At 65.6% G+C, this 25,153-nt stretch carries 22 protein-coding genes and 1 tRNA gene; 3 read left to right on the top strand and 20 right to left on the bottom strand.

Features of this window, described 5'->3' with window-relative positions:
• Position 1: 1 nt before the first annotated feature.
• The 4 genes from IFJ75_RS06010 to IFJ75_RS05995 form a co-directional block, all read right to left on the bottom strand.
• Entirely contained in the window at positions 2-454 is a 453-nt protein-coding gene (locus IFJ75_RS06010) for an NUDIX hydrolase (RefSeq protein WP_225897014.1), read from the bottom strand.
• Complete coding sequence (locus tag IFJ75_RS06005; protein WP_207931710.1) at positions 451-1,452, bottom strand: inorganic phosphate transporter; 1,002 nt, start codon at positions 1,450-1,452, stop codon at positions 451-453. Before IFJ75_RS06005 ends, IFJ75_RS06010 begins: the two co-directional genes overlap by 4 nt.
• 1 nt (position 1,453) lies before the next feature.
• Positions 1,454-2,101 (bottom strand): DUF47 domain-containing protein, encoded by a 648-nt coding sequence (locus IFJ75_RS06000; protein ID WP_207931709.1) that lies wholly within the window; start codon positions 2,099-2,101, stop codon positions 1,454-1,456.
• Positions 2,102-2,198: 97 nt separating this feature from the next.
• A complete protein-coding gene (locus tag IFJ75_RS05995; protein ID WP_207931708.1) occupies positions 2,199-2,624 on the bottom strand; it encodes a winged helix-turn-helix transcriptional regulator in 426 nt (141 codons plus the stop codon).
• Positions 2,625-2,677: 53 nt separating this feature from the next.
• Between IFJ75_RS05995 and IFJ75_RS05990 the strand changes: the two genes are divergently transcribed.
• Positions 2,678-3,286, top strand: a complete 609-nt coding sequence (locus IFJ75_RS05990; RefSeq protein WP_207931707.1) for an NAD(P)-dependent oxidoreductase — start codon at positions 2,678-2,680, stop codon at positions 3,284-3,286.
• Between the two features lie 64 nt (positions 3,287-3,350).
• On the opposite strand, the gene IFJ75_RS05985 is transcribed toward IFJ75_RS05990, so the two are convergent.
• The 13 genes from IFJ75_RS05985 to IFJ75_RS05930 form a co-directional block, all read right to left on the bottom strand.
• On the bottom strand, positions 3,351-3,851 hold the full coding sequence (locus IFJ75_RS05985; protein WP_207931706.1) for a DUF2059 domain-containing protein: 501 nt from the start codon (positions 3,849-3,851) through the stop codon (positions 3,351-3,353).
• A gap of 138 nt (positions 3,852-3,989) precedes the next feature.
• Positions 3,990-4,676, bottom strand: a complete 687-nt coding sequence (rplA, locus tag IFJ75_RS05980; protein ID WP_207931705.1) for a 50S ribosomal protein L1 — start codon at positions 4,674-4,676, stop codon at positions 3,990-3,992.
• Between the two features lie 4 nt (positions 4,677-4,680).
• A complete protein-coding gene (rplK, locus tag IFJ75_RS05975) occupies positions 4,681-5,112 on the bottom strand; it encodes a 50S ribosomal protein L11 (protein ID WP_207931704.1) in 432 nt (143 codons plus the stop codon).
• A 185-nt stretch (positions 5,113-5,297) separates the two neighbouring features.
• A complete protein-coding gene (gene nusG, locus IFJ75_RS05970) occupies positions 5,298-5,876 on the bottom strand; it encodes a transcription termination/antitermination protein NusG (protein WP_207931703.1) in 579 nt (192 codons plus the stop codon).
• Positions 5,877-5,892: 16 nt separating this feature from the next.
• Positions 5,893-6,195, bottom strand: coding sequence for a preprotein translocase subunit SecE (gene secE, locus IFJ75_RS05965; RefSeq protein WP_207931702.1), 303 nt, complete (start codon positions 6,193-6,195; stop codon positions 5,893-5,895).
• A 72-nt stretch (positions 6,196-6,267) separates the two neighbouring features.
• Positions 6,268-6,343 (bottom strand) — tRNA-Trp (locus IFJ75_RS05960).
• Between the two features lie 114 nt (positions 6,344-6,457).
• Positions 6,458-7,792 (bottom strand): hemolysin family protein, encoded by a 1,335-nt coding sequence (locus tag IFJ75_RS05955; RefSeq protein ID WP_207931701.1) that lies wholly within the window; start codon positions 7,790-7,792, stop codon positions 6,458-6,460.
• A gap of 145 nt (positions 7,793-7,937) precedes the next feature.
• Positions 7,938-8,072 (bottom strand): hypothetical protein, encoded by a 135-nt coding sequence (locus tag IFJ75_RS19925; RefSeq protein WP_263973025.1) that lies wholly within the window; start codon positions 8,070-8,072, stop codon positions 7,938-7,940.
• Between the two features lie 409 nt (positions 8,073-8,481).
• Positions 8,482-9,672: an elongation factor Tu gene (tuf, locus tag IFJ75_RS05950; protein WP_207870893.1), complete on the bottom strand. Its 1,191-nt coding sequence runs from the start codon at positions 9,670-9,672 to the stop codon at positions 8,482-8,484.
• Between the two features lie 90 nt (positions 9,673-9,762).
• Positions 9,763-11,844, bottom strand: a complete 2,082-nt coding sequence (gene fusA, locus IFJ75_RS05945; protein WP_207931700.1) for an elongation factor G — start codon at positions 11,842-11,844, stop codon at positions 9,763-9,765.
• A gap of 165 nt (positions 11,845-12,009) precedes the next feature.
• Positions 12,010-12,483 carry a 30S ribosomal protein S7 gene (gene rpsG / locus IFJ75_RS05940; RefSeq protein WP_207931699.1) on the bottom strand — a complete coding sequence of 158 codons (474 nt, stop codon included), beginning with the start codon at positions 12,481-12,483 and terminating at the stop codon, positions 12,010-12,012.
• Between the two features lie 72 nt (positions 12,484-12,555).
• Positions 12,556-12,930 carry a 30S ribosomal protein S12 gene (rpsL, locus tag IFJ75_RS05935; RefSeq protein ID WP_013269204.1) on the bottom strand — a complete coding sequence of 125 codons (375 nt, stop codon included), beginning with the start codon at positions 12,928-12,930 and terminating at the stop codon, positions 12,556-12,558.
• A 268-nt stretch (positions 12,931-13,198) separates the two neighbouring features.
• Positions 13,199-13,558 carry an energy transducer TonB gene (locus tag IFJ75_RS05930; RefSeq protein WP_207931698.1) on the bottom strand — a complete coding sequence of 120 codons (360 nt, stop codon included), beginning with the start codon at positions 13,556-13,558 and terminating at the stop codon, positions 13,199-13,201.
• 119 nt (positions 13,559-13,677) lie between these two features.
• Between IFJ75_RS05930 and IFJ75_RS05925 the strand changes: the two genes are divergently transcribed.
• On the top strand, positions 13,678-14,424 hold the full coding sequence (locus IFJ75_RS05925) for a hypothetical protein (RefSeq protein ID WP_207931697.1): 747 nt from the start codon (positions 13,678-13,680) through the stop codon (positions 14,422-14,424).
• Between the two features lie 59 nt (positions 14,425-14,483).
• Positions 14,484-15,278 carry a hypothetical protein gene (locus IFJ75_RS05920; RefSeq protein ID WP_207931696.1) on the top strand — a complete coding sequence of 265 codons (795 nt, stop codon included), beginning with the start codon at positions 14,484-14,486 and terminating at the stop codon, positions 15,276-15,278.
• Positions 15,279-15,304: 26 nt separating this feature from the next.
• Here IFJ75_RS05920 and IFJ75_RS05915 read toward each other — a convergent pair whose 3' ends face one another.
• From IFJ75_RS05915 to rpoB, 3 genes are all read right to left on the bottom strand, one after another.
• Positions 15,305-16,216, bottom strand: coding sequence for a hypothetical protein (locus IFJ75_RS05915; protein WP_207931695.1), 912 nt, complete (start codon positions 16,214-16,216; stop codon positions 15,305-15,307).
• A gap of 257 nt (positions 16,217-16,473) precedes the next feature.
• The gene (rpoC, locus tag IFJ75_RS05910) at positions 16,474-20,667 is read right to left on the bottom strand and encodes a DNA-directed RNA polymerase subunit beta' (protein WP_207931694.1); all 4,194 of its coding nucleotides are present in this window, start codon (positions 20,665-20,667) and stop codon (positions 16,474-16,476) included.
• 147 nt (positions 20,668-20,814) lie between these two features.
• Positions 20,815-24,933: a DNA-directed RNA polymerase subunit beta gene (gene rpoB / locus IFJ75_RS05905; RefSeq protein WP_207931693.1), complete on the bottom strand. Its 4,119-nt coding sequence runs from the start codon at positions 24,931-24,933 to the stop codon at positions 20,815-20,817.
• Between the last annotated feature and the right edge of the window lie 220 nt (positions 24,934-25,153).

Below are 25,153 nucleotides of genomic sequence, written 5' to 3'. Positions count from 1 at the left end.
ATCAGTCGTCGAGCGCGACGCCCGCGAAGCCGCGGATCATCTCGGCCAGGTCCGGCTCCATGACCGCATTCGCGGCATCTTCCAGCGACATCCAGCGCCGCTCCCGCTCGGCCGCCTCCGGCCAGGCGCCCAGCTGGATCAGGACCTTCAGCGGATAGACCGCGACCACGCAGTTGCGGACATCGCCGCCACGCAGGCGTTTGGCGTAACGAAAGGCGCCGATGGCGGTCTGGGCGATCTCCCCCTGCACCCCCGCCTCCTCCATCGCCTCGACGGCGGCGGCCTGGGGATCGGTCTTGCCGGCCATGCGCCCGCCCTTGGGGATGACCCAGCGGCGCGTCTCGCGCGAGGTGATCATCAGGACTTCGCGGCCGCTCGCGCCGATGCGCCACGGCAGGGCGGCGACCTGTCGTGTTTCGGATCGGGCGGACCTTTTGACCGCCTTGCCGGTCACGTCAGGAAAAGCCCGCCGACGTAGTAGAAGATCCCGCCCACTGCGGCGGCGGCCGGCATCGTGATGAACCAGGCGGTGACGATGCTGCGGGCCACGCCCCAGCGCACGGCCGAGACCCGGCGGGCGGCGCCCACGCCGACGATCGCGCCGGTGATGGTGTGGGTGGTCGAAACCGGGATCCCCAGACCCGTGGCGAGGAACAGGGTGATGGCCCCGCCCGTCTCGGCGCAGAAGCCCTGCTGGGGCGAAAGCCGCGTGATCTTCGACCCCATGGTGTGAACGATCTTCCAGCCGCCGAACAGCGTGCCCAGGGCGATGGCCGACTGACAGGTCAGCACGACCCACATCGGGACGTGGAACTCGGTACCGGCCGGGGCCCGCGAGAGCAACAGGATGGCGATGATGCCCATGGTCTTCTGGGCGTCATTGCCGCCGTGCCCCAGCGAATAGGCCGAGGCGGAGATGAACTGTAGCGATCGGAAGGCCTTGTCGGCGAACGCGGGATTGGCCTTCACGAAGGCCCACGACACGATGAAGACCAGCAGCAGGGCCAGGGCGAAGCCGATGGCCGGCGACAGGAAGATGGCCGCTACGGTCTTCAGCGTGCCCGTCAGGACGACCGCGCCCAACCCGGCCTTGGCCACGCCCGCGCCCAACAGGCCGCCGACGAGGGCGTGCGAACTCGACGACGGAATCCCCGCCATCCAGGTCACCACGTTCCAGGTAATAGCGCCCATCAGGGCGCCGAAGATGACCTGATCCGAGACGATGTGCGGATCGATGATCCCCTTGCCGATCGTCGAGGCCACGTGCAGGCCGAAGAACAGGAAGGCGATGAAGTTGAAGAAGGCGGCCCAGCCCACGGCGAAGACGGGCGGCAACACCCGCGTCGCCACGATGGTCGCGATCGAGTTCGCCGCGTCATGCAGGCCGTTCAGAAAGTCGAACAGCAGGGCGACGCCGATCAGAAAGACCAGGATCAGAAGGGCGTGATCCACCTTACAGGTGCTCGACGAGGATGCCGCTGATGCGCGTCGCCACATCTTCGAACCGGTCGATCACCTTCTCCAGATGGTCATAGACCTCGGCGCCGATGATGAAGTCCAGCGCGCTGCCGGCCCCCTTCTGCTCCAGATACAGGGCCTTCATGCCCTGATCGTAGAGGACGTCGCTTTCGCTCTCCAGGTTCGCCAACTGCTCGGTCAGGGCGTTCAACCGGTCCCGGTTCTTGCTCATGTTCGGCAGCAGGGCCACCGCCTCGACCGTCAGGGCCGCACAACGCACCGCGATGTCGCCCAGGTCGCGCATCTGCGGCGCGAAGTCCCTCAGATCATACAGGGTCACGCATTTCGCGGTCTTCTGCATCTGGTCGATGGCGTCATCCAGCGAGTTGGTCAGGCCGCGGATATCGGACCGGTCGAAGGGGGTGATGAAGCTGCGGCGCACGGCGAACAGGACCTCGCGTGCCACGTCGTCCGCCTCGTTCTCATGCTCGACGATCTTCGCGCACCAGTCCGGAACCGCCCCGCCGCCATCCAGCATGTGACGCATGGCGTCCGCGCCCTTGGTCAGGGTGGCGGCATGGGCGTCGAACAGACGGAAGAAATTGTCTTCCTTGGGCAGCAGCGCCTGAAACCAGCCGAGCATCGCATCATCCTCCGGTCGCCCCGTTCGGCGACCCTGTGACCTTTCGCCTCAAGACGGCATCACCCGCCGCAGGTCAAGCCGCCTTGTTGCGAAGCTTTCACGTCAGCGAGGCGCGCCGGTCAAATGCGACCTGGGCCTCGACCACGTCCGGCATCCGGCTCTCGGCCCAGTCGACCATCGGCTGCAGGGCCGCCACCAGGGTCTGACCCAGGGGGGTAATCGCATAGGTGACCGAAATCGGCACCGTGGCCTCCACCGAGCGGCTGACCAGGCCGTCGCGCTCGAGCTGGCGCAGGGTCTGGCTCAGCATCTTCTGCGAAACCCCCTCGACCCGCCGTTTCAGGGCGTTGAACCGCATCGGTCCGCCCTTGAGCGTCGTCAGCAGCAACACGGTCCATTTGTCGGCGATCCGGTCCAGCAGGACCCGGGTCGGGCAGCTCTTCGCATAGACGTCCCACGCCAGTTCCGCTTTCGGGCGGGTTTCCTGCGGGTGACCAGATGAGGTTTCGGTGCCTTCTTGCATGGTCGATCTCCATATCTCACTTGGTCACTATTGGAAACCACGGAGTTCAATCCATGAAGATCGCAGTCCTCGGCGCCAGCGGTCGCGCCGGATCGGAAATCACGAAGGAGCTCGCCTCGCGCGGCCATTCGGTCACGGCCATCGCCCGCAAGCCCGAGGCCATCCCCGCCGCTGACGGCGTCACGCCCGTGCAGGGCGACGCCTCCGACGCCACCGCCCTTGCCGAGTTGATAAAGGGGTCGGACGCCGTGGTCAGCGCCCTGCATTTCGACGTTCCCGCCGCCACCCTGCTCTCGGCCCTGAAGACGGCCGGGGTCCCTCGCCTGCTGGTCACCGGCGGCGCCGCCAGCCTGGAGGTCGCGCCCGGCGTCCGCCTGATCGACACGCCCGAGTTCCCCGAGGAATGGAAGGTCTTCGCCCAGGGCGGCATCACCTTCCTCGACGCCCTGAAGACGGAGAAGGATATCGACTGGACCTTCTTCTCCCCCGCCGCCGTCATCGAGGAAGGCCCGCGTCTCGGCCGCTTCCGCCTCGGGACCGATCAGTTGGTGACCGACGACAAGGGCGAGAGCCGCATCAGCTTCGCCGACTACGCCATCGCCATGGCCGATGAGGTCGAGCAGCACCGCCACCCGAAGGCGCGCTTCACCGCCGCCTACTGAACCCAAACGAAAACGGCGGCGGAGATCGCTCTCCGCCGCCGTCATCCAGGTTCGCCGCGCGACCTCAGGGTTTGGCCGCGCCTCGCGTCGGTGTCGCCGTCCCGCAATCGAACTCGCGGCAATATTTCGCCATCAGCCCCTCCACGAACGTCTCCTGGGCCCGCAAAATGACTTCACCCGAGGCGACCCCAAGATCGAAGGACTTGCCCGCGATCTGGCGCCCCATCGGGGATTCGTAGAACTCGACCTGGGCCTGGAGTTCTTCCACGGTGAAGGTCTCGGCATAGACGTCCGTCATCTGCCGCAGGATGTCTTCCGCCATACGCACGGCCATCCGCGGCATGTTCTCACGCATCCAGGCCGCCTCGTCGTCCTCCAGATCCGTCAGCTCTTCCAGTTCGGTCGCGACCTGCTTCTCGACCATCTTGGACATGTTGCCGCCCTGGGAGATCGTCACCAGACGCCGGGCCAGTTCACCGCGCCGCGCCGAATCCGCGTCCTGGGCCGAAGCCGCCGTCGCCTGGAAGAGAAACAGGGCCGCGAGAGCCGCCAGAAAATAACGCATGACCATGTCCGCACTGAGAGAATGCCGTGACAGTCTCCGGTTGCATGCGACGACGCAAGGGCAGCTTGGCCATACGGACAGAAAAAAGGGCGGCGACCCTGCGGTCGCCGCCCTCTTCAACTCATCGCTTCGATCGATTTAGGCCAGCGAGGCCGGATCGACCTTGAAGCCCGGGCCCATCGTCGAGGACAGGGTGATGCGCTTGACGTAGGTGCCCTTGGCGCCGGCCGGCTTGGCGCGGTTCAGGGCGTCCACATAGGCCTTCACGTTGGCTTCGAGGGCTTCCTGGGTGAAGGAGACCTTGCCGATGCCGCCGTGAGCGATACCGGCCTTCTCGACGCGGAACTCGACGGCGCCGCCCTTGGCGTCCTTGACGGCCTGGGCGACGTTCGGGGTGACGGTGCCGACCTTGGGGTTCGGCATCAGGCCGCGCGGGCCCAGCACCTTACCCAGACGGCCGACGAGGGCCATCATGTCGGGCGAGGCGATGACACGATCGAAGTCCATCAGGCCGCCGTTGATCTGCTCGTACAGATCCTCGGCGCCGACGTACTCAGCGCCGGCGGCGCGGGCTTCGTCAGCCTTGGCGTCCTTGGCGAAGACGGCGACGCGGACGTCACGGCCGGTGCCCGACGGCAGGTTGACGACGCCACGGACCTGCTGGTCGGCGTGACGCGGGTCGACGCCCAGGTTGACGGCGATTTCGATCGACTCGTCGAACTTGGCCTTGGCGTTGTCCTTGACCAGCTTGATGGCGTCCGAGAACGGCATCAGGGTCAGGGTGTCGCCGGTGCGGGCTTTTTGAGCCTTGGTTTGCTTGGCCATGTGCTTAGCCCTCCACCACGTTGAGGCCCATGGCGCGAGCCGAGCCTTCGATGATCTTCGTCGCGGCGTCCAGGTCGTTCGCGTTCAGATCCTTCATCTTCTTTTCGGCGATCTCACGCAGCTGGCTGCGCTTGATCTTGCCGGCCACTTCACGGCCCGGCAGCTTCGACGCCGAGGTGATGCCGGCGGCCTGCTTGATGTAGTGGGTCGCGGGCGGGGTCTTGGTGACGAAGGTGAACGACTTGTCCTGATAGACCGTGATCACGGTCGGCAGGGGGGTGCCCTTCACTTCCTTCTCGGTGCGCGCGTTGAACTCCTTGACGAAGCCCATGATGTTCACGCCGCGTTGACCCAGAGCCGGGCCGATCGGGGGCGAAGGCGTGGCCGAACCGGCCGGCACCTGCAGTTTGATATAGCCGAGGATCTTCTTGGCCATTGGTCTCTCCTGTGAATGACCCCGGAACATGATCCGGAGCCGGTGAGCCGTGGTCTGGCATGGCTGCCTCCCACGGATTTGTCCCCCGCTACGCAAGGGAGGCGCGCGTGTAGCAAACACGGGGCCCAAATGCAAACGGCGGCCCCGAGGAGCCGCCGCCGCAAATCCGGAAGTCGGACTGGGGCTTAAGCCGCGGTCTTCTCGACTTGATTGTATTCCAGATCCACCGGGGTCGGGCGGCCGAAGATCGACACGGCGACGCGCAGGCGGGCGGCGTCTTCGTCGACGCTCTCGACCTGGCCGTCGAAGCTGGCGAACGGGCCGTCGATGACCTTGACGGTCTCGCCGATGTCGAAGCGGATGGTGGGCTTCGGACGCTCGACGCCCTCTTCCACGGCGCCGATGATGGCCTGGACCTCACGCTCGGTGACCGGCAGGGGCTTGGTGCCGCCCGCGGCGCCCAGGAAGCCCGTGACCTTCGGGGTGTCCTTGACCAGGTGGTAGGCGTCGTCGGTCATCTCCATCTTCGCCAGAACGTAGCCGGGGAAGAATTTGCGTTCCGAGTTCACCTTGCGGCCGCGACGGATCTCGATGACGTCCTCGGTCGGAACCAGGATCTCGGAGAAATTGTCCTCCAGGCCGCGCTGTTTGGCCTGGTCGCGGATGTGCTGGGCGACCTTCTTCTCGAAGTTCGAATAGGCGTGGATGATGTACCACTTGTGCCGCGGGTTGGCGGGCTTGGTATCGGGCGCTGCATCGGTCATATGCGCTGCTCCTTGATTATTGGCCAATGGCGAGGATGACCTGCGACAGGAACGTCAGGCCGGAGTCCACGATCCAGAAGAACAGCGTGGCGACGAGAACCATGATGAAGACCATCACCGAGGTGATCCAGGTCTCCTTGCGGCTGGGCCAGACGATCTTGCGGGCCTCGGCGCGAACCTGGCTGGCGAACTGCGGCAGCGAGGTCTTCTTTTTCGGAGCCGCAGAATCGATCGTCACGGTCGCCGGAGCGCCCGCAGCAACCGGCGCCTTGCCGGGACGGAAGCCGGGGCGTGTAGGCTTGCCGGGGGACTTGGCCATCAATGGTCTCTTCAAACGTTTTACCCTGTCGCACCAGATGGGGAGGCCCATCCGGCGGCGACAGGGGGGAAATGGCAGGAGCTGGGGGATTCGAACCCACGACCCCCGGTTTTGGAGACCGGTGCTCTACCAGCTGAGCTAAGCTCCTCTATGAAAGACAGGGCGCCGTGGGTTTCCCCGGCGGCGCTTGCCTTCGCCAGACCGCGGCGTATGCCCCACCGGTAGAGCGTTTTCAAGGACAATCCGCCTTATTCGGACCGGATCAGCCCTCGTAGTGTTCCGCGACCGCCTTCTTCTCGTCTTCGGCGTTCACGACCTGCCTGAAGATCAGCTTGTCGATGCGGCGATCGTCCATATCGACGACCTCGACCTCGAATCGGCCCAGCTGCAGCACCTCACCCTCGTCGGGCACGCGCGACAGCTGGTGCAGCACCAAGCCGGCGACGGTGTGGAAGCTTTCGTTTTCGCCGAAATCCTCGCCCAGCAGGTCGCACAGCTCGTCCAGATCGGTGCGACCGTCCACCAGCCAGCTGCCGTCGGCGCGCTCGACCACGAACGAATGGTCGTCGTCATGGCCTTCGTTGAAGTCGCCGGCGATCATTTCCAGGATGTCGGTCGCGGTCACCACGCCTTCGAAGGCGCCGTATTCATCGACGATGAAGGCCATGTGGACGTGGGTGCCCTTCAGGATCTCCAGCGCCTTGAGCACCGAGGTCGACTGCGGGATGAAGGCCGGCTCGGCGACATGGTCGCCCAGGGCCATCTCCCCGGTCGTCAGCAGGCTGTCCAGCAGGTCCTTCTTGTGAACCACGCCGATGGGGTGATCCAGGTCGCCGTCCCGGGCGACCACGATGCGCGAATAAGGGCAGACGCGAATCTCTTCGCGCAGCACGGCCGGATCGTCGTCGATGGCGATCCAGTAGACGTCGGTGCGCGGCGTCATCGCCACCCGCACCGGACGGTCGCCGAGGCGCAGGATTTCCTCGATCATCACCTGTTCCTCAGGCTCGATCAGACCCGCCGAGGTGCCCTCGGCGATCATGGTCTCGACCTCCTCCTGGGTGACGTCGGAACCGTCGCGGTCCTTGACGCCCATGATCTTCAGGATGCCGGAGGTCGAGGCCGTCAGCACCACCACGAAGGGCTTCAGCACGATCGCCAGGCCGGAGACCGGGGCCGCCATCTTCGAGGCGATGGCCTCGGGGAAGATCAGCGCCAGACGCTTGGGCACCAGCTCACCCACGATCACCGAGACATAGGTGATGAATACGACGACGATCGCGGTCGAGAAGATCTCGGTATAGGCGATCAGCGCCGGGAAGGTGGTCTCCAGAATCTTGTCGAGTTCGCCGGCGATGGCGGCCTGACCGTAGGCGCCCGCCAGAATCCCGATCAGGGTGATTCCGACCTGGACGGCCGACAGGAAATGGGTTGGATCTTCCGCCAGCCTCAGGGCCGCCCGCGCCCCCTTGTCCCCCTTCTCGGCCCGGCTTTGAAGCTTGGATCGGCGCGAGGAGACGACCGCGAGTTCGGTCATGGCGAACAGGCCGTTGAGCACCACGAGGAGCAGAACGACGACAATGGCGATGAGTAACATCTAGAGGGAGGAGAACCAGCGCGGCGCGACAGTCGGCGTCCGCTGTTCGTTCCTAGCCGAAGTCGGCCGTTTCCGCCACGATTTCCTTGTGCGGACGACCAGGAGCGCCCTGCCCTGTCCAGCACTGGGGCCGGATCAGGCCGGTTCAGCCGCCCGTGCGGCCGACTTCGACGCCGCCATAGGCGCCCGTCCGGCCGGTGTCGGCGCCTTGCACGGTCGCACAGGCGCACATTCCGATCAGGGTGCCGATGAACAGGCCGATATGAAGCGCGCGCCGCATGATGCTTACCAAAACATTAACGTCCGATAAGCGCACATGCCTGCAAGCCCCGGGCCCGCGCAAGGTCCCGCCCCGGGACAGCTGTGGCTTAACCCTGCTTATCCCCCATGAAGCGACTTCCCTCTGCCACGGGGAGAACACCCCTCACCGCTCATCCCGGCGAATGCCGGGATCCAGATTCACATGCGGTGATCAGAGGGGCGCACGATCAGCATCTGAACGGCTCTCACGGTGCCTGGATCTGGATCCCGGCCTTGGCTGCTGCGCGCCGCCCTTCGGGTCGCCGGGATGAGCGGTGAAGTGAAAAAGCAAAACCCCCGCCGGATTGCTCCGACGGGGGCTCTGTACTCATCATCGTCGCGCTCAAGCAGCGAGCGACCGCGTCGCTCGCGTTAGCGCGCCTAAATAATCAGGCGATGATCTTGGCGACGACGCCGGCGCCGACGGTGCGGCCGCCTTCACGGATGGCGAAGCGGAGCTTCTCTTCCATGGCGATCGGGGTGATCAGTTCGACGTTCAGCTCGGCGTTGTCGCCGGGCATGATCATTTCGACGCCTTCCTTCAGGTGAACGATGCCGGTCACATCCGTGGTGCGGAAGTAGAACTGCGGGCGGTAGTTCGTGAAGAACGGCGTGTGACGGCCGCCTTCTTCCTTGGTCAGGATGTAGGCTTCGGCCAGGAACTTGGTGTGCGGGGTGATCGAACCCGGCTTGCACAGAACCTGACCGCGCTCGACGTCTTCACGCTTGGTGCCGCGCAGCAGAACGCCGACGTTGTCGCCCGCTTGACCTTGGTCCAGCAGCTTGCGGAACATTTCGACGCCCGTGCAGGTCGTCTTCTGGACCGGACGGATGCCGACGATCTCGACTTCTTCACCGACCTTGACGATGCCGCGCTCGACGCGGCCGGTCACGACCGTACCGCGGCCCGAGATCGAGAACACGTCTTCGACCGGCATCAGGAAGGGCAGGTCGACCGGGCGTTCCGGTTGCGGGATGTAGGCGTCGACGGTTTCCATCAGGGCCAGAACGCGCTGTTCGCCGATTTCCGGGTTCACGCCGTCGGTCGCGGCCTTGGCCGAACCCATGGTGATCGGAATGTCGTCGCCCGGGAACTGGTAGGACGACAGCAGCTCGCGCACTTCCATCTCGACCAGCTCGAGCAGCTCGGCGTCGTCGACCAGGTCGACCTTGTTCATGAAGACCACCAGGGCCGGCACGCCGACCTGACGGGCCAGCAGGATGTGCTCGCGGGTCTGCGGCATCGGGCCGTCAGCGGCCGAAACCACCAGGATCGCGCCGTCCATCTGCGCGGCGCCCGTGATCATGTTCTTCACATAGTCGGCGTGGCCGGGGCAGTCGACGTGGGCGTAGTGACGGTTGGCCGTCTCATACTCAACGTGCGCGGTGTTGATCGTAATGCCGCGGGCCTTTTCTTCCGGCGCGGCGTCGATGTCGGCGTAGTTCATCGCCTTGGCGCCGCCGGCCTTCGCCAGCGTCATCGTGATCGCCGCCGTCAGCGTCGTCTTGCCGTGGTCAACGTGACCGATCGTGCCGATGTTGCAGTGCGGCTTGGTGCGTTCGAACTTTTCCTTGGCCATTCTCTTCTCTCCGTCCCCTGAAATGAGGGGGCTTCAGTCCTTGGGGTTTTCAGGGGCCGGCGGGCCGAAGCCCGCCGGATGTCTTGGGGTTTAGGCGCTGTACTTCTTGATGACTTCGTCGGCGACGTGTTGCGGCACCGGTTCGTAGTGGTCGTACTGCATGGTGAACTGGGCGCGGCCCTGCGACATGCCGCGCAGCGTGTTCACATAGCCGAACATGTTGGCCAGCGGCACGAAGGCGTTCACGACGGTGGCGTTGCCGCGCATGTCCTGACCCTGGATCATGCCGCGACGGCCGTTCAGGTCGCCGATGACCGAACCGAGGTAGTCCTCGGGGGTCACGACCTCAACCGCCATGATCGGCTCGAGCAGTTTGGGCGAACCCTTCTCCTTCAGCTCCCGGAAGGCGGCGCGCGACGCGATTTCGAACGCCAGCACGCTGGAGTCGACGTCGTGGAACTTGCCGTCCGTCAGGGTCGCCTTGAAGTCGATCATCGGGAAGCCGGCCAGCAGGCCGTTGTCCTTGGCCGAGGTCAGACCCTTTTCGACGCCCGGGATGTATTCCTTGGGCACCGCGCCGCCGACGATCGAGTTCTCGAACACGAAGCCCGAGCCCGGCTCGCCGGGTTCGAAGGTGATCATGACGCGGGCGAACTGGCCCGTACCACCGGTCTGCTTCTTGTGGGTGTAGTCGATGTCGACCTTGCGGCCGAGCGATTCACGATAGGCGACCTGCGGCGCGCCGATGGTGGCCTCGACCTTGTAGGTGCGCTTCAGGATGTCGATCTTGATGTCCAGGTGCAGCTCGCCCATGCCCTTCAGGATGGTCTGGCCCGACTCGTGGTCGGTCGAGACGGTGAAGGACGGGTCTTCCGAAGCCAGCTTGGCCAGGGCGACGCCCAGCTTTTCCTGGTCGGCCTTGGTCTTGGGCTCCACCGAGATCTCGATGACCGGCGCCGGGAATTCCATCTTCTCGAGGATGACGGGCGACTTCAGCGGATCGCACAGGGTGTCCCCGGTGCGGGTTTCCTTGAGGCCGGCCAGGGCGACGATGTCGCCGGCGAAGGCTTCCTTGACGTCTTCACGGTTGTTCGAGTGCATCTGCAGCATGCGGCCAACGCGCTCGCGCTTGTCGCGCGACGAGTTCAGCAGGCTCATGCCGGTTTCCATCTTGCCCGAGTACAGGCGGCAGAAGGTCAGCGAACCGACGAAGGGGTCGTCCATGATCTTGAACGCCAGAACCGACAGGGGCTCATCGTCCGAGGCGTTGCGAACGACGGGCTCTTCGGTCTTGAAGTCGATGCCCGGGGTCGGCGGGATGTCCAGCGGCGACGGCAGGTAGTCGACGACGGCGTCGAGCAGGGTCTGCACGCCCTTGTTCTTGAACGCCGAGCCGCAGAGGATCGGGTAGAAGGCGCCGGTCAGAACGGCCTTACGGATGCACTTCTTGATGGTGGCTTCGTCAGGCTCTTTGCCTTCGAGGTAGGCTTCCATCGCCTCGTCGTCGAGTTCGACGGCGTTGTCGATCAGGTACTGACGGGCTTCGTTGGCCTTGTCGACCAGATCGGCCGGGATCGGCACGTCCTTGTAGGAAGCGCCCAGGCCGTCGTTGTCCCAGACCACGCCGGTCATGCGGACCAGGTCGACCAGACCCGACAGCGAGGATTCCGAACCAATCGGGAACTGGATCGGCACAGCCTTGGCGCCCAGACGGTCGCGGATCGACTCGACCGAGGCGTCGAAGTCGGCGCCGATCTTGTCCATCTTGTTGACGTAGACGATCCGCGGAACCTTGTACTTGTCGGCCTGACGCCAGACGGTCTCGGTCTGCGGCTCAACGCCGGCGTTGCCGTCCAGCACGGTCACGGCGCCGTCGAGGACGCGCAGCGAACGCTCGACCTCGATGGTGAAGTCCACGTGTCCGGGGGTGTCGATGATGTTCAGGCGCTTGCCCTGCCAGAAGGCGGTCGTCGCGGCGGACGTGATGGTGATGCCGCGCTCTTGTTCCTGGTCCATCCAGTCCATGGTCGCGGCGCCGTCGTGGACTTCGCCGATCTTGTGGGACTTGCCGGTGTAATACAGGATCCGCTCGGTCGTCGTCGTCTTGCCCGCGTCGATGTGGGCCATGATGCCGAAGTTGCGGTAGTCCTCAAGCTTGTGAGTGCGGGCCATGGAACGTGCCTTGAAGTGAGTTCAGGACGCGGGAGGCGTCCTCGGAAAGATCGTACGGTGTCTGGATAAGCGGGCGCGGGCGATTTAGCTCAAACCGCCCGCGCCGGATAGTCCTAGATAGTCAGAGCCCGGCCCTTACGGAAGGGCCATGACACTTTGAAGGCATTACCAGCGGTAATGGCTGAAGGCGCGGTTGGCTTCGGCCATCTTGTGGGTGTCTTCGCGCTTCTTGACCGCGGTGCCGCGGTTGTTCGACGCGTCCAGCAGCTCGGCGGCCAGCTTTTCGGTCATGGTGTTCTCACCACGCTTGCGCGCGGCGTTGACCAGCCAGCGGATGGCCAGGGCGCGGCGACGGTCCGGACGGACCTCGACCGGCACCTGATAGGTGGCGCCGCCGACGCGACGCGAACGGACTTCGACCGACGGCTGAACGTTTTCCAGGGCGGTGTGGAAGGTGACGACGGCTTCGACGTCCTTCTTCTTGTCGGCCAGAATGTCGAATGCACCGTAGACGATGTTTTCGGCGACGGCCTTTTTGCCCTCGTACATGACGTAGTTCATGAACTTGGTGACGGTCAGATCCTTGTATTTGGGATCCGGCAGGACTTCGCGTTTCTGGGCGCGGTGACGACGGGACATGGGCTGGGCCTCTTAAATCGGTATCGGAAAGCCGGACGAAACCGGCTGAATCTGGAAGGTCGGCGGGGCGTCTTACTTCGGACGCTTGGTGCCGTAGTGCGAACGGCGCTGCTTGCGGTCCTTGACGCCTTGCGTATCGAGCACGCCGCGCAGGATGTGGTAGCGAACGCCGGGCAAGTCCTTCACGCGGCCGCCGCGGATCAGAACAACCGAGTGTTCCTGCAGGTTGTGGCCTTCGCCGGGGATGTAGCACACGGCTTCGTAGCCGGACTTGGCCAGACGGACCTTGGCGACCTTACGCAGAGCCGAGTTCGGCTTCTTCGGGGTCGTCGTATAGACGCGGGTGCAGACGCCGCGGCGCTGGGGCGAGCCTTCCAGGGCCGGCACCTTGTTGCGCACGGGCTTGGGCTTGCGGGGCTTGCGGATCAGTTGGTTGATCGTAGGCATTTTAACTCGTCTCGACTTCTGATGGAGGCGTGTGCCTGTCGGCCGGGGCGCCTCATGTCCTTCTTTTGAACGGGGCCGGCTGGCCTCGCCCGGGGTCTTTGAGGCCAGGCGCGCCGCCCAAACAGAAAAACCGGAACGCGCGCTTTGGGCGTTCCGGCGGGCACAGCCCGTCCGTTCGATTGTCACGATCCCGGCGAGGGAAGAATCCCCCATGCCTCGAAAGTCCGGCGCGTATAGGCGTGAAGGGGTTTCAGGTCAAGCGGGGAGCTCAGGGCTGGTCCGGCACGCCGGCCGGCCAGGGATAGCGGGTCGTGAACCGGACGGTCTCGCCCGGGCGGGGCGGAACGGTCGGCCGGCTATAGCGGGTCCGGCGGGCGTCCCTCAGGGCGCGGTCGCCCAGTCCGTGTCCCGCCGGCGTCTCCGACACCACCCGACAGTTCGTCAGCCCGCCATCGGCCTGCAGGCCGCATTCCAGGGTCACCGACGCATCGCGCAGGGGGGCGACGATCGGCTCGGGCATGACCGGTGTTTCCGGCGCGGTCTGGCCCGACGTTTGACCCATCGTCTGAGGCGCGCCCGGGACGGCCGCCTGGGCCATCAGGAACAGCAATGCGAGCGATATCGGCATAGGGCGTCCTCGGGAGTCGGCCCCATGCCGACAGCCTGCAACCGAAGCTAGCATGCCGTATGCCCTCGCCCCAATACCGCCACGCTCCACGCCTCTCTTGCGCGGGTACGGGGGGGTGGATGGCGGATCAGGCGTTGCATTGGCCCGGACGGCGCGGATCCCGGGGACGTCGGGGGGCCGCGGTTCCGATCGCCGTCGTCGGCTCGATCGCCTTCCATGTTCTCGTCCTGGGTTATCTCGCCCTTCGCGCCCTGTCGGACGAGAGCCCGCGCTGGACAGACGTGATCGAGGATCCGCTCATTCCTGACGCCATTCCGGTCGAGCTGGTTCCCTTCACCGCGAGGGAGGGCCGCCACGTCCGGGTCAACCGGGTGGTTCCGCACAAGGACATGCCTCTACCGCAGGTTCCGGCCGAGTTGTCGCCCGACTTCCATCCGCCGGAACCGGGCCGACGCCCCATGCCTCAGGGCCCTTCGCTGGAGGCGCAGCCCCGCGTCGGGGTGAACGAAACCGACCTCCCCGCCCGGCCCGACGCCGGCGGCGCGGCGGTCGCGGGACCGACGCCCTTCCCCGGACGGCCGCGAACCTCCGCCCTCGCCTGCCGCAACCTGACGACGACGCTGACGCTGGAGGAGCAGGCGATCTGCGACGAACGGTTCGGCCGGGCCGCCATGGCCGCCCGGACCATCACCGGCACCGACGATCCCGTCCGGGACGCCCGGTTCGCCGCCGAGGGGCAGGCCGAACTTGACGCCTATGAGGCCTTGAGAGCGCCACTAAAGCCCCGGACACCTTGCGAGGGCGCCGACATGATGGGGCGATGCCCGTTCGTCATCCAGATCCCTCTGTTTTCGAGGAAGTTTTGAGCGTCCAAGCCCTCAAGCCCTCGGGACGCCCGCCGGCCTGGTCCGGCCGGTCGCGAGAGATGCGCCGCGCCGCTATCCTCGCGGGCTCGGTCGCGCTTCACGCCCTGGTCCTGGGTCTGATCGGACTGGGCCTGCTGGAGACCCGGCGGGACAAGACGGTCGTCGACGACCGCGCCGTCTATGTCGAGCTGGAGCCCCGCCCCCTCCTGCAGGGCGAGACCGCGCGTATTCCCCGTTCGGCGCAGGCCCGACCGGCGGACGCCCCTCCCCTGACCCGTTCGCTGAGCCGCCTGTTCGTGCCGCCCCGGCTGAAGGACGAGGACGAGGACCGCCCCTCCCCGCCTTCGACTCGCGCGGCGGGCGTTCCCGCGGCCGGCGCCCCGGCCCCGCCGGCGGAGGCCACTCCCTGGACCTATCGCCCCGAAAGCCTCGGCGCCGCCGTCGGCCGGACCATGCGCACCGGCGCGGGCGGCTGCCGGATCATGGACGGCCATCTCAGCCCCACGGAACAGGCGATCTGCGACGAGCGCTTCAACGAAGGCGCGGCCGAGGCCGGGCGGCGTCATCCCCCGGGCGGCCGGACCCTGACGCCGAGCGAGCAACGCCGCGAGGCCCGGTTCGCCGCCGAGGGCCGCCGCGCCCTGGAACAGTACGAGGGCCGCCGCGCGCCCCTCAGGCCCGGCGGCGGCAATGTCTCCTCCGGCGACTGCCCGGGCGGCAATCTCGGCATCGGCTGCGCGGGCGCCAACCTCGATCCGTCGATGCGCGAAGGCGCGACCAGCACCATCCGTCAGGGCTCCAACCGCACGCCCGGCGACCAGCACCGCCCCCTGCCCGGCCACGAGCCGAACTGACGGCAGATCCCAAGGCGTGACAGCGATCAGGGCGCGGGGGGCGTCAGAGCCGCGTCGACCAGCGACCGGCGCATGTCGCGGGTGATCTGGCTTTCCTGGTTGGTGAAGGGCTGGCCGACGCCGACCGCATAGACCCCGGCGACCAAAGCCCGGTCCCAGGCCGTCAGCTCCGTCGGCCCGCCCGGTGCGAACAGGTTCAGGATCGTGTCGGCGCCCACGACGTCCGGCAGCTGCGGCAGGTCCAGCATGACCGCGAACGCCACATAGGCCGCCAGCCCCCGCGACGGCACATTATCGAGACGACGCGGATCGATCACGATCAGAGCCCGATCGATCTCCTCGGCCGTGCTCAGGCTCAGTCGCGAATTGGGCAGGTCCGCTGCGGCCGCGTCCTTACTTCCCTGCAGGTTCGCGGCCACCATCGTGGCCGCCGCCGACCGCCGTATCGCCGTGGTCCGGGTCCGGTGCTGCCAGCGTACCGGCCGGGCCGGATTGGCGAACTCGGCCATATCCTGCCGCCGCATGCCGAACAGACGATTGCTGTAGCGTTGGGTCACGACCCGCGCGAAGCCGCCTGCGTTGTCGGCGATCACCACCATGACGTTGGGCTTGCGGCAGTAGCCCTCCTCGAGAGGCGCTCCCAGCGATCGGAAGGCGTCAGCGATCTGCTCGCCCAGCCGGGTGTTCACATCGGGCTCGCCACCGATCACCCGCACGCAAAGTGGGTCGTTCCAGCGGGCGATCTGGCCCGCGTTCCGCCCCAGCCGCGCGGGCTCCAGCAGCTCGCCGACGAAGGCGTTCACCGCTTCCGCGTTCACCCCCGTGACGGCGATGTCGTCGACGGTGTCGGGCGCCCGTTGTCGATCGACCGGCGGTGCGGCCTGGGGCGCCGTCTGCACCGCGAGCGCCAAGGCCAGCATCCACCCAGAGATCGTCATCAGCGCCTCCTGCGAGAACACCACTCTGGGGTGTGGGCCCGCACAGTGCAATCCGGCATTCGCCGGAGGCGCCCGTTTCCTCAGGGAGCCGTCAGGGCGTCGCATCCGGTTCTCGATCTCGGACTGCTGGAAGCCGAAGCTGACGTCGGGTGTCATGCGGTAGAGGGCCTGGAGGAAGGCCAAAAAGAAAAAGGGCGGCTCCGTCACCGAAGCCGCCCCTTCAGTCTTGTCATCCCGGGCCTGACCCGGGACGGCGATTACTCGCTCTCGGCCAGTTCCAGTTGCAGGTCTTCCGGAAGCGGCTCGACGTTGGCTTCGCGCGTCGAGGTCAGAAGGGCGTCGCGCTCGTTGGCGACCTTCTGCAGCGAACGCAGGTAGGCGCCGGTGCCGGCCGGGATCAGACGGCCGACGATGACGTTTTCCTTCAGGCCTTCCAGCGTGTCCTTCTTGCCGTTGACCGAGGCGTCGGTGAGGACGCGGGTCGTTTCCTGGAAGGACGCCGCCGAGATGAAGCTGCGGGTCTGCAGCGACGCCTTGGTGATGCCCAGCAGGACCGGCTGGGTGGTGGCGATACGGCCGCCACGCTTTTCGACCTTCTCGTTTTCGAGCACGGCTTCAGCCACTTCGACCGTGTCGCCACGGATCAGGGTGGTTTCGCCCGAGTCGATGATCTCGACCTTCTGCAGCATCTGGCGAACGATCACCTCGATGTGCTTGTCGTTGATCGGCACGCCCTGCAGTCGGTAGACCTCCTGCACTTCGTTCACGAGATACTCGGCCAGCGCCTCGACGCCCTGAATACGCAGCAGATCGTGCGGATCGGGGTTGCCGTCGATGATGTAGTCGCCCTTCTGGATCAGATCGCCGTCGTGGACGGAGATGTGCTTGCCCTTCGGGATCAGGAACTCGACGGGTTCGCCCTGGTTGCCATCGGCATCCGGCTCCGGCGTGATCTTGATGCGGCGCTTGTTCTTGTAGTCGCGACCGAATTCAACGCGGCCATCCATTTCGGCGATGACGGCGCAGTCCTTCGGACGGCGGGCTTCGAACAGTTCGGCGACGCGCGGCAGACCGCCGGTGATGTCGCGGGTCTTGGCGCCTTCGGTCGGGATACGCGCCAGGATTTCACCCGGCTTGACCGTATCGCCGTTGGCCACGGAGAGAATGGCGCCGACGGGCAGCAGGTAACGGGCGTCAGAGCCCGAGGCCAGCTTGGCATAGGCGTCGCCGACGGTGACGCCCATGGCCGGACGCAGGTCCGAACCGCGGGGCGACGCGCGCCAGTCGATGACGACGCGTTGGGCGATGCCCGTCGCTTCGTCGGTCTCTTCCTTGAACGACAGGCCTTCCGTCAGGTCCTCGAAGCGGACGACGCCGCCGACTTCCGTGATGATCGGGGTGGTGTAGGGGTCCCACTCCGCCAGACGCTGGTTCTTCTTGACCTCTTCGTCGGCCTTGACGCGGATGCGGCCGCCGTAGGGGATCTTGTAGCTTTCACGATCCTTGCCATCGACCATGACGGTGACGACCACGTTGCGGCTCATCGACACCAGGTCGCCGTGGGCGGCGGTGACGGTCGGCCCCGCGATCTTGATCACGCCGGCGTTGGTCGCCTCGTAGAACGAGGTTTCCGCCACCTGGGCCGTACCGCCGATGTGGAAGGTCCGCATCGTCAGCTGGGTGCCCGGCTCGCCGATCGACTGGGCCGCGATGACCCCAACCGCCTCACCAATGTTGACGTTGGTGCCGCGCGCCAGGTCGCGACCGTAGCACATGCCGCAGATGCCGGCTTCGGCTTCACAGGTCAGGGCCGAACGGACCTTGACCGACTGCACGCCCTCGCGGTCGATGACCTCGACCACGTCCTCCACCAGATAGGTGTCGGCGGGGAACAGGACGGTGTCCGTGCCCGGAGCCTTGATGTCCTCGGCGTTGTAGCGGCCCAAGACGCGTTGACCCAGCGAGACCAGGACGTCGCCGCCTTCGACCACGGCGCGCAGGGTGATGCCCCGCGTGGAGCCGCAATCGTCCTCGGTGACGATCGAGTCCTGCGCGACGTCCACCAGACGACGAGTCAGGTAACCCGAGTTGGCGGTCTTCAGCGCGGTGTCGGCCAGACCCTTACGGGCGCCGTGGGTGGAGTTGAAGTACTCCAGAACGGTCAGGCCTTCCTTGAAGTTCGAGACGATCGGGGTCTCGATGATCTCGCCGGACGGCTTGGCCATCAGGCCGCGCATCCCGCCGAGCTGCTTCATCTGGGCCTGCGAACCACGGGCGCCGGAGTTGGCCATCATGTAGACGGAGTTGATCTCGGCGGTACGACCCGAGGCCAGGACGCGCGGTTGCGCGATCTCGCCCATCATCTCGTCGGCGACCTTGTCCGTGGCCTTGGCCCAGGCGTCGACGACCTTGTTGTACTTCTCACCCTTGGTGATCAGGCCGTCGGCGTACTGCTGCTCGTATTCCTCGACCAGGGTGCGCGTTTCGGCGACCAGCTGGGCCTTCTTCGCCGGAATGACGATGTCGTCCTTGCCGAAGGAAATGCCGGCCTTGGCCGCTTCCTTGAAGCCGAGACCCATCATCTGGTCGGCGAAGATCACCGTCGCCTTCTGACCGCAGTGGCGATAGACCACGTCGATCAGGTTGCCGATTTCCTTCTTGGTGAGGTTCTTCTCGAGCAGCCGGTACCCGACGTTCGGGTTCTTGGGCAGCAGGGCGCCGAGCTTCATCCGGCCCGGGGTCGAGTCGATCACCTTGGTGATCTCGTTGCCGTCCTTGTCTTCCTCGGTCCAGCGCGCCTTGATGCGGGTGTGCAGGGTCACCACGCCGGCGTCGAGCGCCGCGTCGATCTCGCCCATGTTGGCGAACAGCTTGCCTTCACCCGGCTCGCCGTCCTTGACCAGCGAGATGTAGTACAGGCCCAGGACGATGTCCTGCGACGGCACGATGATCGGCTTGCCGTTGGCGGGCGACAGGATGTTGTTCGTCGACATCATCAGGACGCGCGCTTCGAGTTGCGCTTCGAGCGACAGCGGCACGTGAACGGCCATCTGGTCGCCGTCGAAGTCGGCGTTGAACGCGGCGCAGACCAGCGGGTGCAGCTGGATGGCCTTGCCCTCGATCAGCTTCGGCTCGAACGCCTGGATGCCCAGACGGTGAAGCGTCGGCGCGCGGTTCAGCATGACCGGGTGCTCGCGGATCACCTCTTCGAGGATGTCCCACACCTGGGGCTGTTCACGCTCGACCATGCGCTTGGATTGCTTGACGGTGCCCGACAGGCCCTTGGCGTCCAGACGCGCATAGATGAACGGCTTGAACAGCTCGAGCGCCATCTTCTTGGGCAGGCCGCACTCGTGCAGCTTCAGGTCCGGACCGACCACGATGACCGAACGGCCCGAGTAGTCGACGCGCTTGCCCAGCAGGTTCTGACGGAAGCGACCCTGCTTGCCCTTCAGCATGTCGGCCAGCGACTTCAGCGGACGCTTGTTGGCGCCCGTGATCACGCGGCCGCGGCGGCCGTTGTCGAACAGGGCGTCGACCGATTCCTGCAGCATCCGCTTTTCGTTGCGGATGATGATGTCCGGCGCGCGGAGCTCCATCAGGCGCTTCAGGCGGTTGTTCCGGTTGATCACGCGACGGTACAGGTCGTTCAGGTCGGAGGTCGCGAAACGACCGCCGTCCAGCGGCACCAGCGGGCGCAGTTCCGGCGGGATGACCGGAACGACGGTCAGGATCATCCACTCGGGCTTGTTGCCGCTCTCGAGGAAGGCCTCGATCAGCTTCAGGCGCTTGGAGGCCTTCTTGGCCTTCATTTCCGAGGGGCTGTCGGCCAGTTCGCCGCGGTGACGCTCGGCCTCGGCGTTGAGGTCGATGCCCATCAGCAGGTTGCGCACGGCCTCGGCGCCGATCTCGGCGGTGAAGCCGTCATCGCCGAACTCGTCCTGGTAGCGGTAGAACTCGTCTTCCGTCAGCAGCTGGTTCTGCTTCAGCGGGGTCAGGCCCGGCTCGGTGACGATGTAGTTTTCGAAGTAGAGCACGCGCTCCACGTCCTTCAGCGCCATGTCCAGCATCAGCGAGATGCGCGACGGCAGCGACTTCAGGAACCAGATGTGGGCGACCGGCGAGGCCAGTTCGATGTGGCCCATGCGCTCGCGACGGACGCGGGCCAGGGTGACTTCGACGCCGCACTTCTCGCAGATGATGCCCTTGTACTTCATGCGCTTGTACTTGCCGCACAGGCATTCGTAGTCCTTGGTCGGGCCAAAGATACGGGCGCAGAACAGGCCGTCACGCTCGGGCTTGAACGTGCGGTAGTTGATGGTTTCGGGCTTCTTGATCTCGCCGAACGACCACGAGCGGATCTTCTCCGGCGAGGCCAGGGCGATCTTGATCTGGTCGAAGGTCGGGGTGACCGGGACCGCGTTGAAGATGTTCAGGACTTCCTGGTTCATCTTGAGTTCCTTCTGCGGACTTGCCGCGAATAAATCTTTGAGAGCGTGGGAGCGGCTGGTGACAAGTGAGCAGTGAGCGAGAAGTGAGCGAAGAAAGAGCGACCTGCGTGCTCACCCCTTCGCTCACTCTTCACTGCTCGCTCACGATCAGCTGTTCTCCAGCTCCACGTTCAGACCCAGCGAACGCATTTCCTTGATGAGAACGTTGAAGCTCTCGGGAATGCCGGCCTCGAAGCTGTCGTCGCCGCGGACGATGGCCTCGTAGACCTTGGTCCGGCCGGCCACGTCGTCGGACTTCACCGTCAGCATTTCCTGCAGGGTGTAGGCGGCGCCGTAGGCTTCCAGAGCCCAGACCTCCATTTCCCCGAAGCGCTGACCGCCGAACTGCGCCTTACCGCCCAGCGGCTGCTGGGTGACGAGCGAGTACGGGCCGATGGAGCGGGCGTGGATCTTGTCGTCGACCAGGTGGTGCAGCTTCAGCATGTAGATGTAGCCGACCGTGACCGGACGCTTGAACTGCTCGCCGGTCTGACCGTCATAGACGATCGACTGGCCCGAACGCTCCAGACCGGCCGATTCCAGCAGGTCCTCGATGTCCGAGATGTGCGCGCCGTCGAACACCGGAGTGGCGAACGGAACACCCTTCGAGAGGTTCTTCGACAGTTCGATCAGATCTTCCTCGTCTTCCGGCAGCGGGGTGTCCGCACCGTAGATTTCGGTCAGACGCTCGACGAGCGCCTGCTTCTGGCCGCCCTGTTGCCAGGCTTCCAGCAGACCCGCGATCTGACGACCGAGGCCAGCGGCCGCCCAACCCAGGTGGGTTTCGAAGATCTGGCCGATGTTCATGCGCGACGGCACGCCCAGCGGGTTCAGAACGACGTCGACGGAGGTGCCGTCGGCCAGGTGAGGCATGTCCTCGATCGGCAGGATCTTGGAGATGACGCCCTTGTTGCCGTGACGGCCGGCCATCTTGTCGCCCGGCTGAAGCTTGCGCTTCACGGCCACGAAGACCTTGACCATCTTCATCACGCCCGGAGGCAGTTCGTCGCCGCGTTGCAGCTTCTCGACCTTGTCTTCGAAGCGACGGTCCAGCGCCTTGCGGGCGTTTTCGAACTGGGCCTTCATGGCTTCCAGCTCGCCCATGGCCTTCTCGTCGTCGAGGGCGATCTGCCACCACAGGCCGCGCGAGAGCTCGCCCAGCTTGTCTTCGGTGACTTCACCGCGGCCCAGGCCCTTCGGACCCGAGGTCGCGTTCTTGCCCAGCAGCAGGGGCTTCAGGCGGCCGTAGACGTTGCGTTCCAGGATCGCGAGCTCGTCGTCGCGGTCCTTGCCGAGGCGTTCGATTTCCGAACGCTCGATCGACATGGCGCGCTCGTCCTTGTCGACGCCGTGGCGGTTGAAGACGCGAACGTCAACGACCGTGCCGGCGACGCCGGGCGGCAGGCGCAGGGAGGTGTCGCGCACGTCCGAGGCCTTTTCACCGAAGATGGCGCGCAGCAGCTTCTCTTCGGGGGTCATCGGGCTTTCGCCCTTCGGGGTGACCTTGCCGCAGAGGATGTCGCCCGGCTGGACTTCGGCGCCGATCGCCACGATGCCCGCTTCGTCGAGGTTGCGCAGGGCTTCCTCGCCGACGTTGGGGATGTCGCGGGTGATTTCTTCCGGCCCAAGCTTCGTATCGCGGGCCATCACTTCGAACTCGTCGATGTGGATCGAGGTGAACACGTCGTCGCGGACGATGCGTTCCGAGATCAGGATCGAGTCTTCGAAGTTGTAGCCGTTCCAGGGCATGAAGGCGACGAGGGCGTTGCGGCCCAGGGCCAGATCGCCCAGGTCGGTCGACGGACCGTCGGCGATGACGTCGCCGGTCTTCACTTCATCGCCCACGCGCACGATCGGTCGCTGGTTGATGCAGGTCGACTGGTTCGAGCGCTGGAACTTGGACAGGCGGTAGATGTCGACGCCCGAGCGGGCGGCTTCCAGTTCGCCGGTGGCGCGCACGACGATACGCGTGCCGTCGATCTGCTCGACCACGCCGTCGCGGCGGGCGATGACCACGGCGCCCGAGTCACGGGCCACGACCGCTTCCATGCCGGTGCCGACCAGCGGCGCGTCGGACTGCACCAGAGGCACGGCCTGACGTTGCATGTTGGCGCCCATCAGTGCGCGGTTGGCGTCGTCGTTTTCCAGGAACGGGATCAGGGCCGCGGCGACCGAAACGACCTGTTTCGGCGACACGTCCATCATGTCGACGTCGGCCTTGGTCAGCAGCTGGGATTCACCGTTGATCCGACCGGGGACCAGATCGTCGACGATCTCGCCGTCCTTGAGGGCGATGTTCGCCTGGGCGATCGTGTACTTCGACTCCTCCATGGCCGAGATGTAGACCACCTCGCCCTGGGCCTTGCCGTCCTTCACGCGACGGTACGGGCTCTCGATGAAGCCGTACTTGTTGACGCGGGCGTGGGTGGCCAGGGAGTTGATCAGACCGATGTTCGGGCCTTCCGGCGTTTCGATCGGGCAGATGCGGCCGTAGTGGGTCGGGTGGACGTCGCGGACTTCAAAGCCCGCGCGCTCACGCGTCAGACCGCCCGGGCCAAGCGCCGAAAGGCGGCGCTTGTGGGTGATTTCCGACAGCGGGTTCGTCTGGTCCATGAACTGCGACAGCTGCGACGAGCCGAAGAACTCGCGCACCGAGGCGGCGGCCGGCTTGGCGTTGATCAGGTCGTGCGGCATGACGGTGTCGATATCGACCGACGACATGCGCTCCTTGATCGCGCGCTCCATGCGCAGCAGGCCGACGCGGTACTGGTTTTCCAGCAGCTCGCCCACCGAACGGACCCGGCGGTTGCCCAGGTTGTCGATATCGTCGATCTCGCCCTTGCCGTCCTTCAGGCCGACCAGGATCTGCAGCACCTTCAGGACGTCGTCCTTCTGGAGCACGCGGATTTCGTCCGAAACCTCGGGGGTTTCCAGACGCATGTTCATCTTCACCCGGCCGACGGCCGACAGGTCGTAGCGTTCGGCGTCGAAGAACAGCGAGTTGAACATCGCTTCGGCGGCTTCGGGGGTCGGCGGCTCGCCCGGGCGCATCACGCGATAGACGTCGAACAGGGCGTCCTCGCGGCCGGTGTTCTTGTCCACCCGCAGGGTGTTGCGCATGTAGGCGCCGACCGTCACGTGGTCGATGTCCAGCACGTCGATGGTGGTGAAGCCCTTGCCTTCCAGCAGTTCGATAGTCGGGGCGTCCAGCTCGTCGCCGGCCTCGGCGTAGATCTCGCCGGTCTCGTAGTTGACGGCGTCGGCCGCCAGATAACGGGTGACCAGGGCGTCAGCGGCCAGCGACAGCGACTTCAGGCCGCCGTCCTGCAGCTTCTTGGCCGCGCGGGCGCTGATCTTGTGACCGGCCTGGGCGACCACTTCGCCGGTGTCGGCGTCGATCAGGTCGAACTCCGGCTTCACGCCGCGCCAGCGCTCGGGCTTGTAGGGGGTGACCCAGCCTTCGCCGCGCTTCTCGTAGGGAACGGTCTCGTAGAAGGTGCGCAGGATTTCTTCGCCGTCCATGCCCAGGGCGAGCAGGAAGGTGGTCGCCGGCAGCTTGCGGCGACGGTCGATACGCACGAACACCACGTCCTTGGCGTCGAACTCGAAGTCCAGCCACGAGCCGCGGTACGGGATCACGCGGGCGGCGAACAGCAGCTTGCCCGACGAGTGGGTCTTGCCCTTGTCGTGGTCGAAGAACACGCCCGGCGAACGGTGCATCTGCGAGACGATCACGCGCTCGGTGCCGTTGACGATGAACGTGCCCTTGTCCGTCATCAGGGGGATGTCCCCCATGTAGACGTCCTGTTCCTTGATGTCCTTGACCGAGCGGGCGCCGGTCTCTTCGTCCGCTTCAAAGACGATCAGGCGCAGCTTGACCTTCAGCGGAGCCGCGAAGGTCATGTCGCGCTGAATGCATTCCTCGACGTCGTACTTGGGCTCCTCGAACTCGTAGGAGACGTATTCCAGAACGGCGCGTTCGTTGAAGTCCTTGATCGGGAACACCGACTTGAAGACCGCCTCGATGCCCTGGTCCTTGCGGACGCCGGCGCGGACTTCGCGCTGCAGGAACTGCTCGTAGGAGGCGCGCTGAACCTCGATCAGGTTCGGCATCGCGACCGCTTCGGGGATCCGCCCGAAGGATTTGCGAATGCGCTTCTTGCCGGTGAAGGTGGTGGCCGACGCGATCTGACCGTTGATGGTGAGACCGTTGAGGACGTCTGTCATTCAGTGTTTCCCAATCCTGGCAGCGTGACCTGCCGGAGAAATGCAGTGGCACGACACGCTTTTCAGCGGCCGCGCGTTTCGGTTTCGGCCTCCACCCTCGGACCCTTGCGGGGACCAGGAGGCCTGAAATCTATGGGCTCCCTGGGATAGGAGCCGCACCTTCGCTCGGTCGGAGGGCGACGGACCGGGCCTCGGCGCTTTCGCGCAGACTCAATTGAGC

It is taken from the genome of Brevundimonas goettingensis (assembly GCF_017487405.1).
Taxonomy (GTDB): Bacteria; Pseudomonadota; Alphaproteobacteria; order Caulobacterales; family Caulobacteraceae; genus Brevundimonas; species Brevundimonas goettingensis.
Note: the sequence above shows the minus strand (reverse complement) of the source record. Positions and strands in the feature narration are given on the sequence as shown.

Excerpts from the sequence above, each read along its gene's own strand:
- IFJ75_RS06000 (WP_207931709.1), bottom strand. The coding sequence starts at position 2,101 with ATGCTCGGCTGGTTTCAGGCGCTGCTGCCCAAGGAAGACAATTTCTTC.
- IFJ75_RS05995 (WP_207931708.1), bottom strand. The coding sequence starts at position 2,624 with ATGCAAGAAGGCACCGAAACCTCATCTGGTCACCCGCAGGAAACCCGC.
- IFJ75_RS05990 (WP_207931707.1), top strand. The coding sequence starts at position 2,678 with ATGAAGATCGCAGTCCTCGGCGCCAGCGGTCGCGCCGGATCGGAAATC.
- IFJ75_RS05985 (WP_207931706.1), bottom strand. The coding sequence starts at position 3,851 with ATGCGTTATTTTCTGGCGGCTCTCGCGGCCCTGTTTCTCTTCCAGGCG.
- rplA (WP_207931705.1), bottom strand. The coding sequence starts at position 4,676 with ATGGCCAAGCAAACCAAGGCTCAAAAAGCCCGCACCGGCGACACCCTG.
- rplK (WP_207931704.1), bottom strand. The coding sequence starts at position 5,112 with ATGGCCAAGAAGATCCTCGGCTATATCAAACTGCAGGTGCCGGCCGGT.
- nusG (WP_207931703.1), bottom strand. The coding sequence starts at position 5,876 with ATGACCGATGCAGCGCCCGATACCAAGCCCGCCAACCCGCGGCACAAG.
- secE (WP_207931702.1), bottom strand. The coding sequence starts at position 6,195 with ATGGCCAAGTCCCCCGGCAAGCCTACACGCCCCGGCTTCCGTCCCGGC.
- IFJ75_RS05955 (WP_207931701.1), bottom strand. The coding sequence starts at position 7,792 with ATGTTACTCATCGCCATTGTCGTCGTTCTGCTCCTCGTGGTGCTCAAC.
- IFJ75_RS19925 (WP_263973025.1), bottom strand. The coding sequence starts at position 8,072 with ATGCGGCGCGCGCTTCATATCGGCCTGTTCATCGGCACCCTGATCGGA.
- tuf (WP_207870893.1), bottom strand. The coding sequence starts at position 9,672 with ATGGCCAAGGAAAAGTTCGAACGCACCAAGCCGCACTGCAACATCGGC.
- fusA (WP_207931700.1), bottom strand. The coding sequence starts at position 11,844 with ATGGCCCGCACTCACAAGCTTGAGGACTACCGCAACTTCGGCATCATG.
- rpsG (WP_207931699.1), bottom strand. The coding sequence starts at position 12,483 with ATGTCCCGTCGTCACCGCGCCCAGAAACGCGAAGTCCTGCCGGATCCC.
- rpsL (WP_013269204.1), bottom strand. The coding sequence starts at position 12,930 with ATGCCTACGATCAACCAACTGATCCGCAAGCCCCGCAAGCCCAAGCCC.
- IFJ75_RS05930 (WP_207931698.1), bottom strand. The coding sequence starts at position 13,558 with ATGCCGATATCGCTCGCATTGCTGTTCCTGATGGCCCAGGCGGCCGTC.
- IFJ75_RS05925 (WP_207931697.1), top strand. The coding sequence starts at position 13,678 with ATGGCGGATCAGGCGTTGCATTGGCCCGGACGGCGCGGATCCCGGGGA.
- IFJ75_RS05920 (WP_207931696.1), top strand. The coding sequence starts at position 14,484 with ATGCGCCGCGCCGCTATCCTCGCGGGCTCGGTCGCGCTTCACGCCCTG.
- IFJ75_RS05915 (WP_207931695.1), bottom strand. The coding sequence starts at position 16,216 with ATGACGATCTCTGGGTGGATGCTGGCCTTGGCGCTCGCGGTGCAGACG.
- rpoC (WP_207931694.1), bottom strand. The coding sequence starts at position 20,667 with ATGAACCAGGAAGTCCTGAACATCTTCAACGCGGTCCCGGTCACCCCG.
- rpoB (WP_207931693.1), bottom strand. The coding sequence starts at position 24,933 with ATGACAGACGTCCTCAACGGTCTCACCATCAACGGTCAGATCGCGTCG.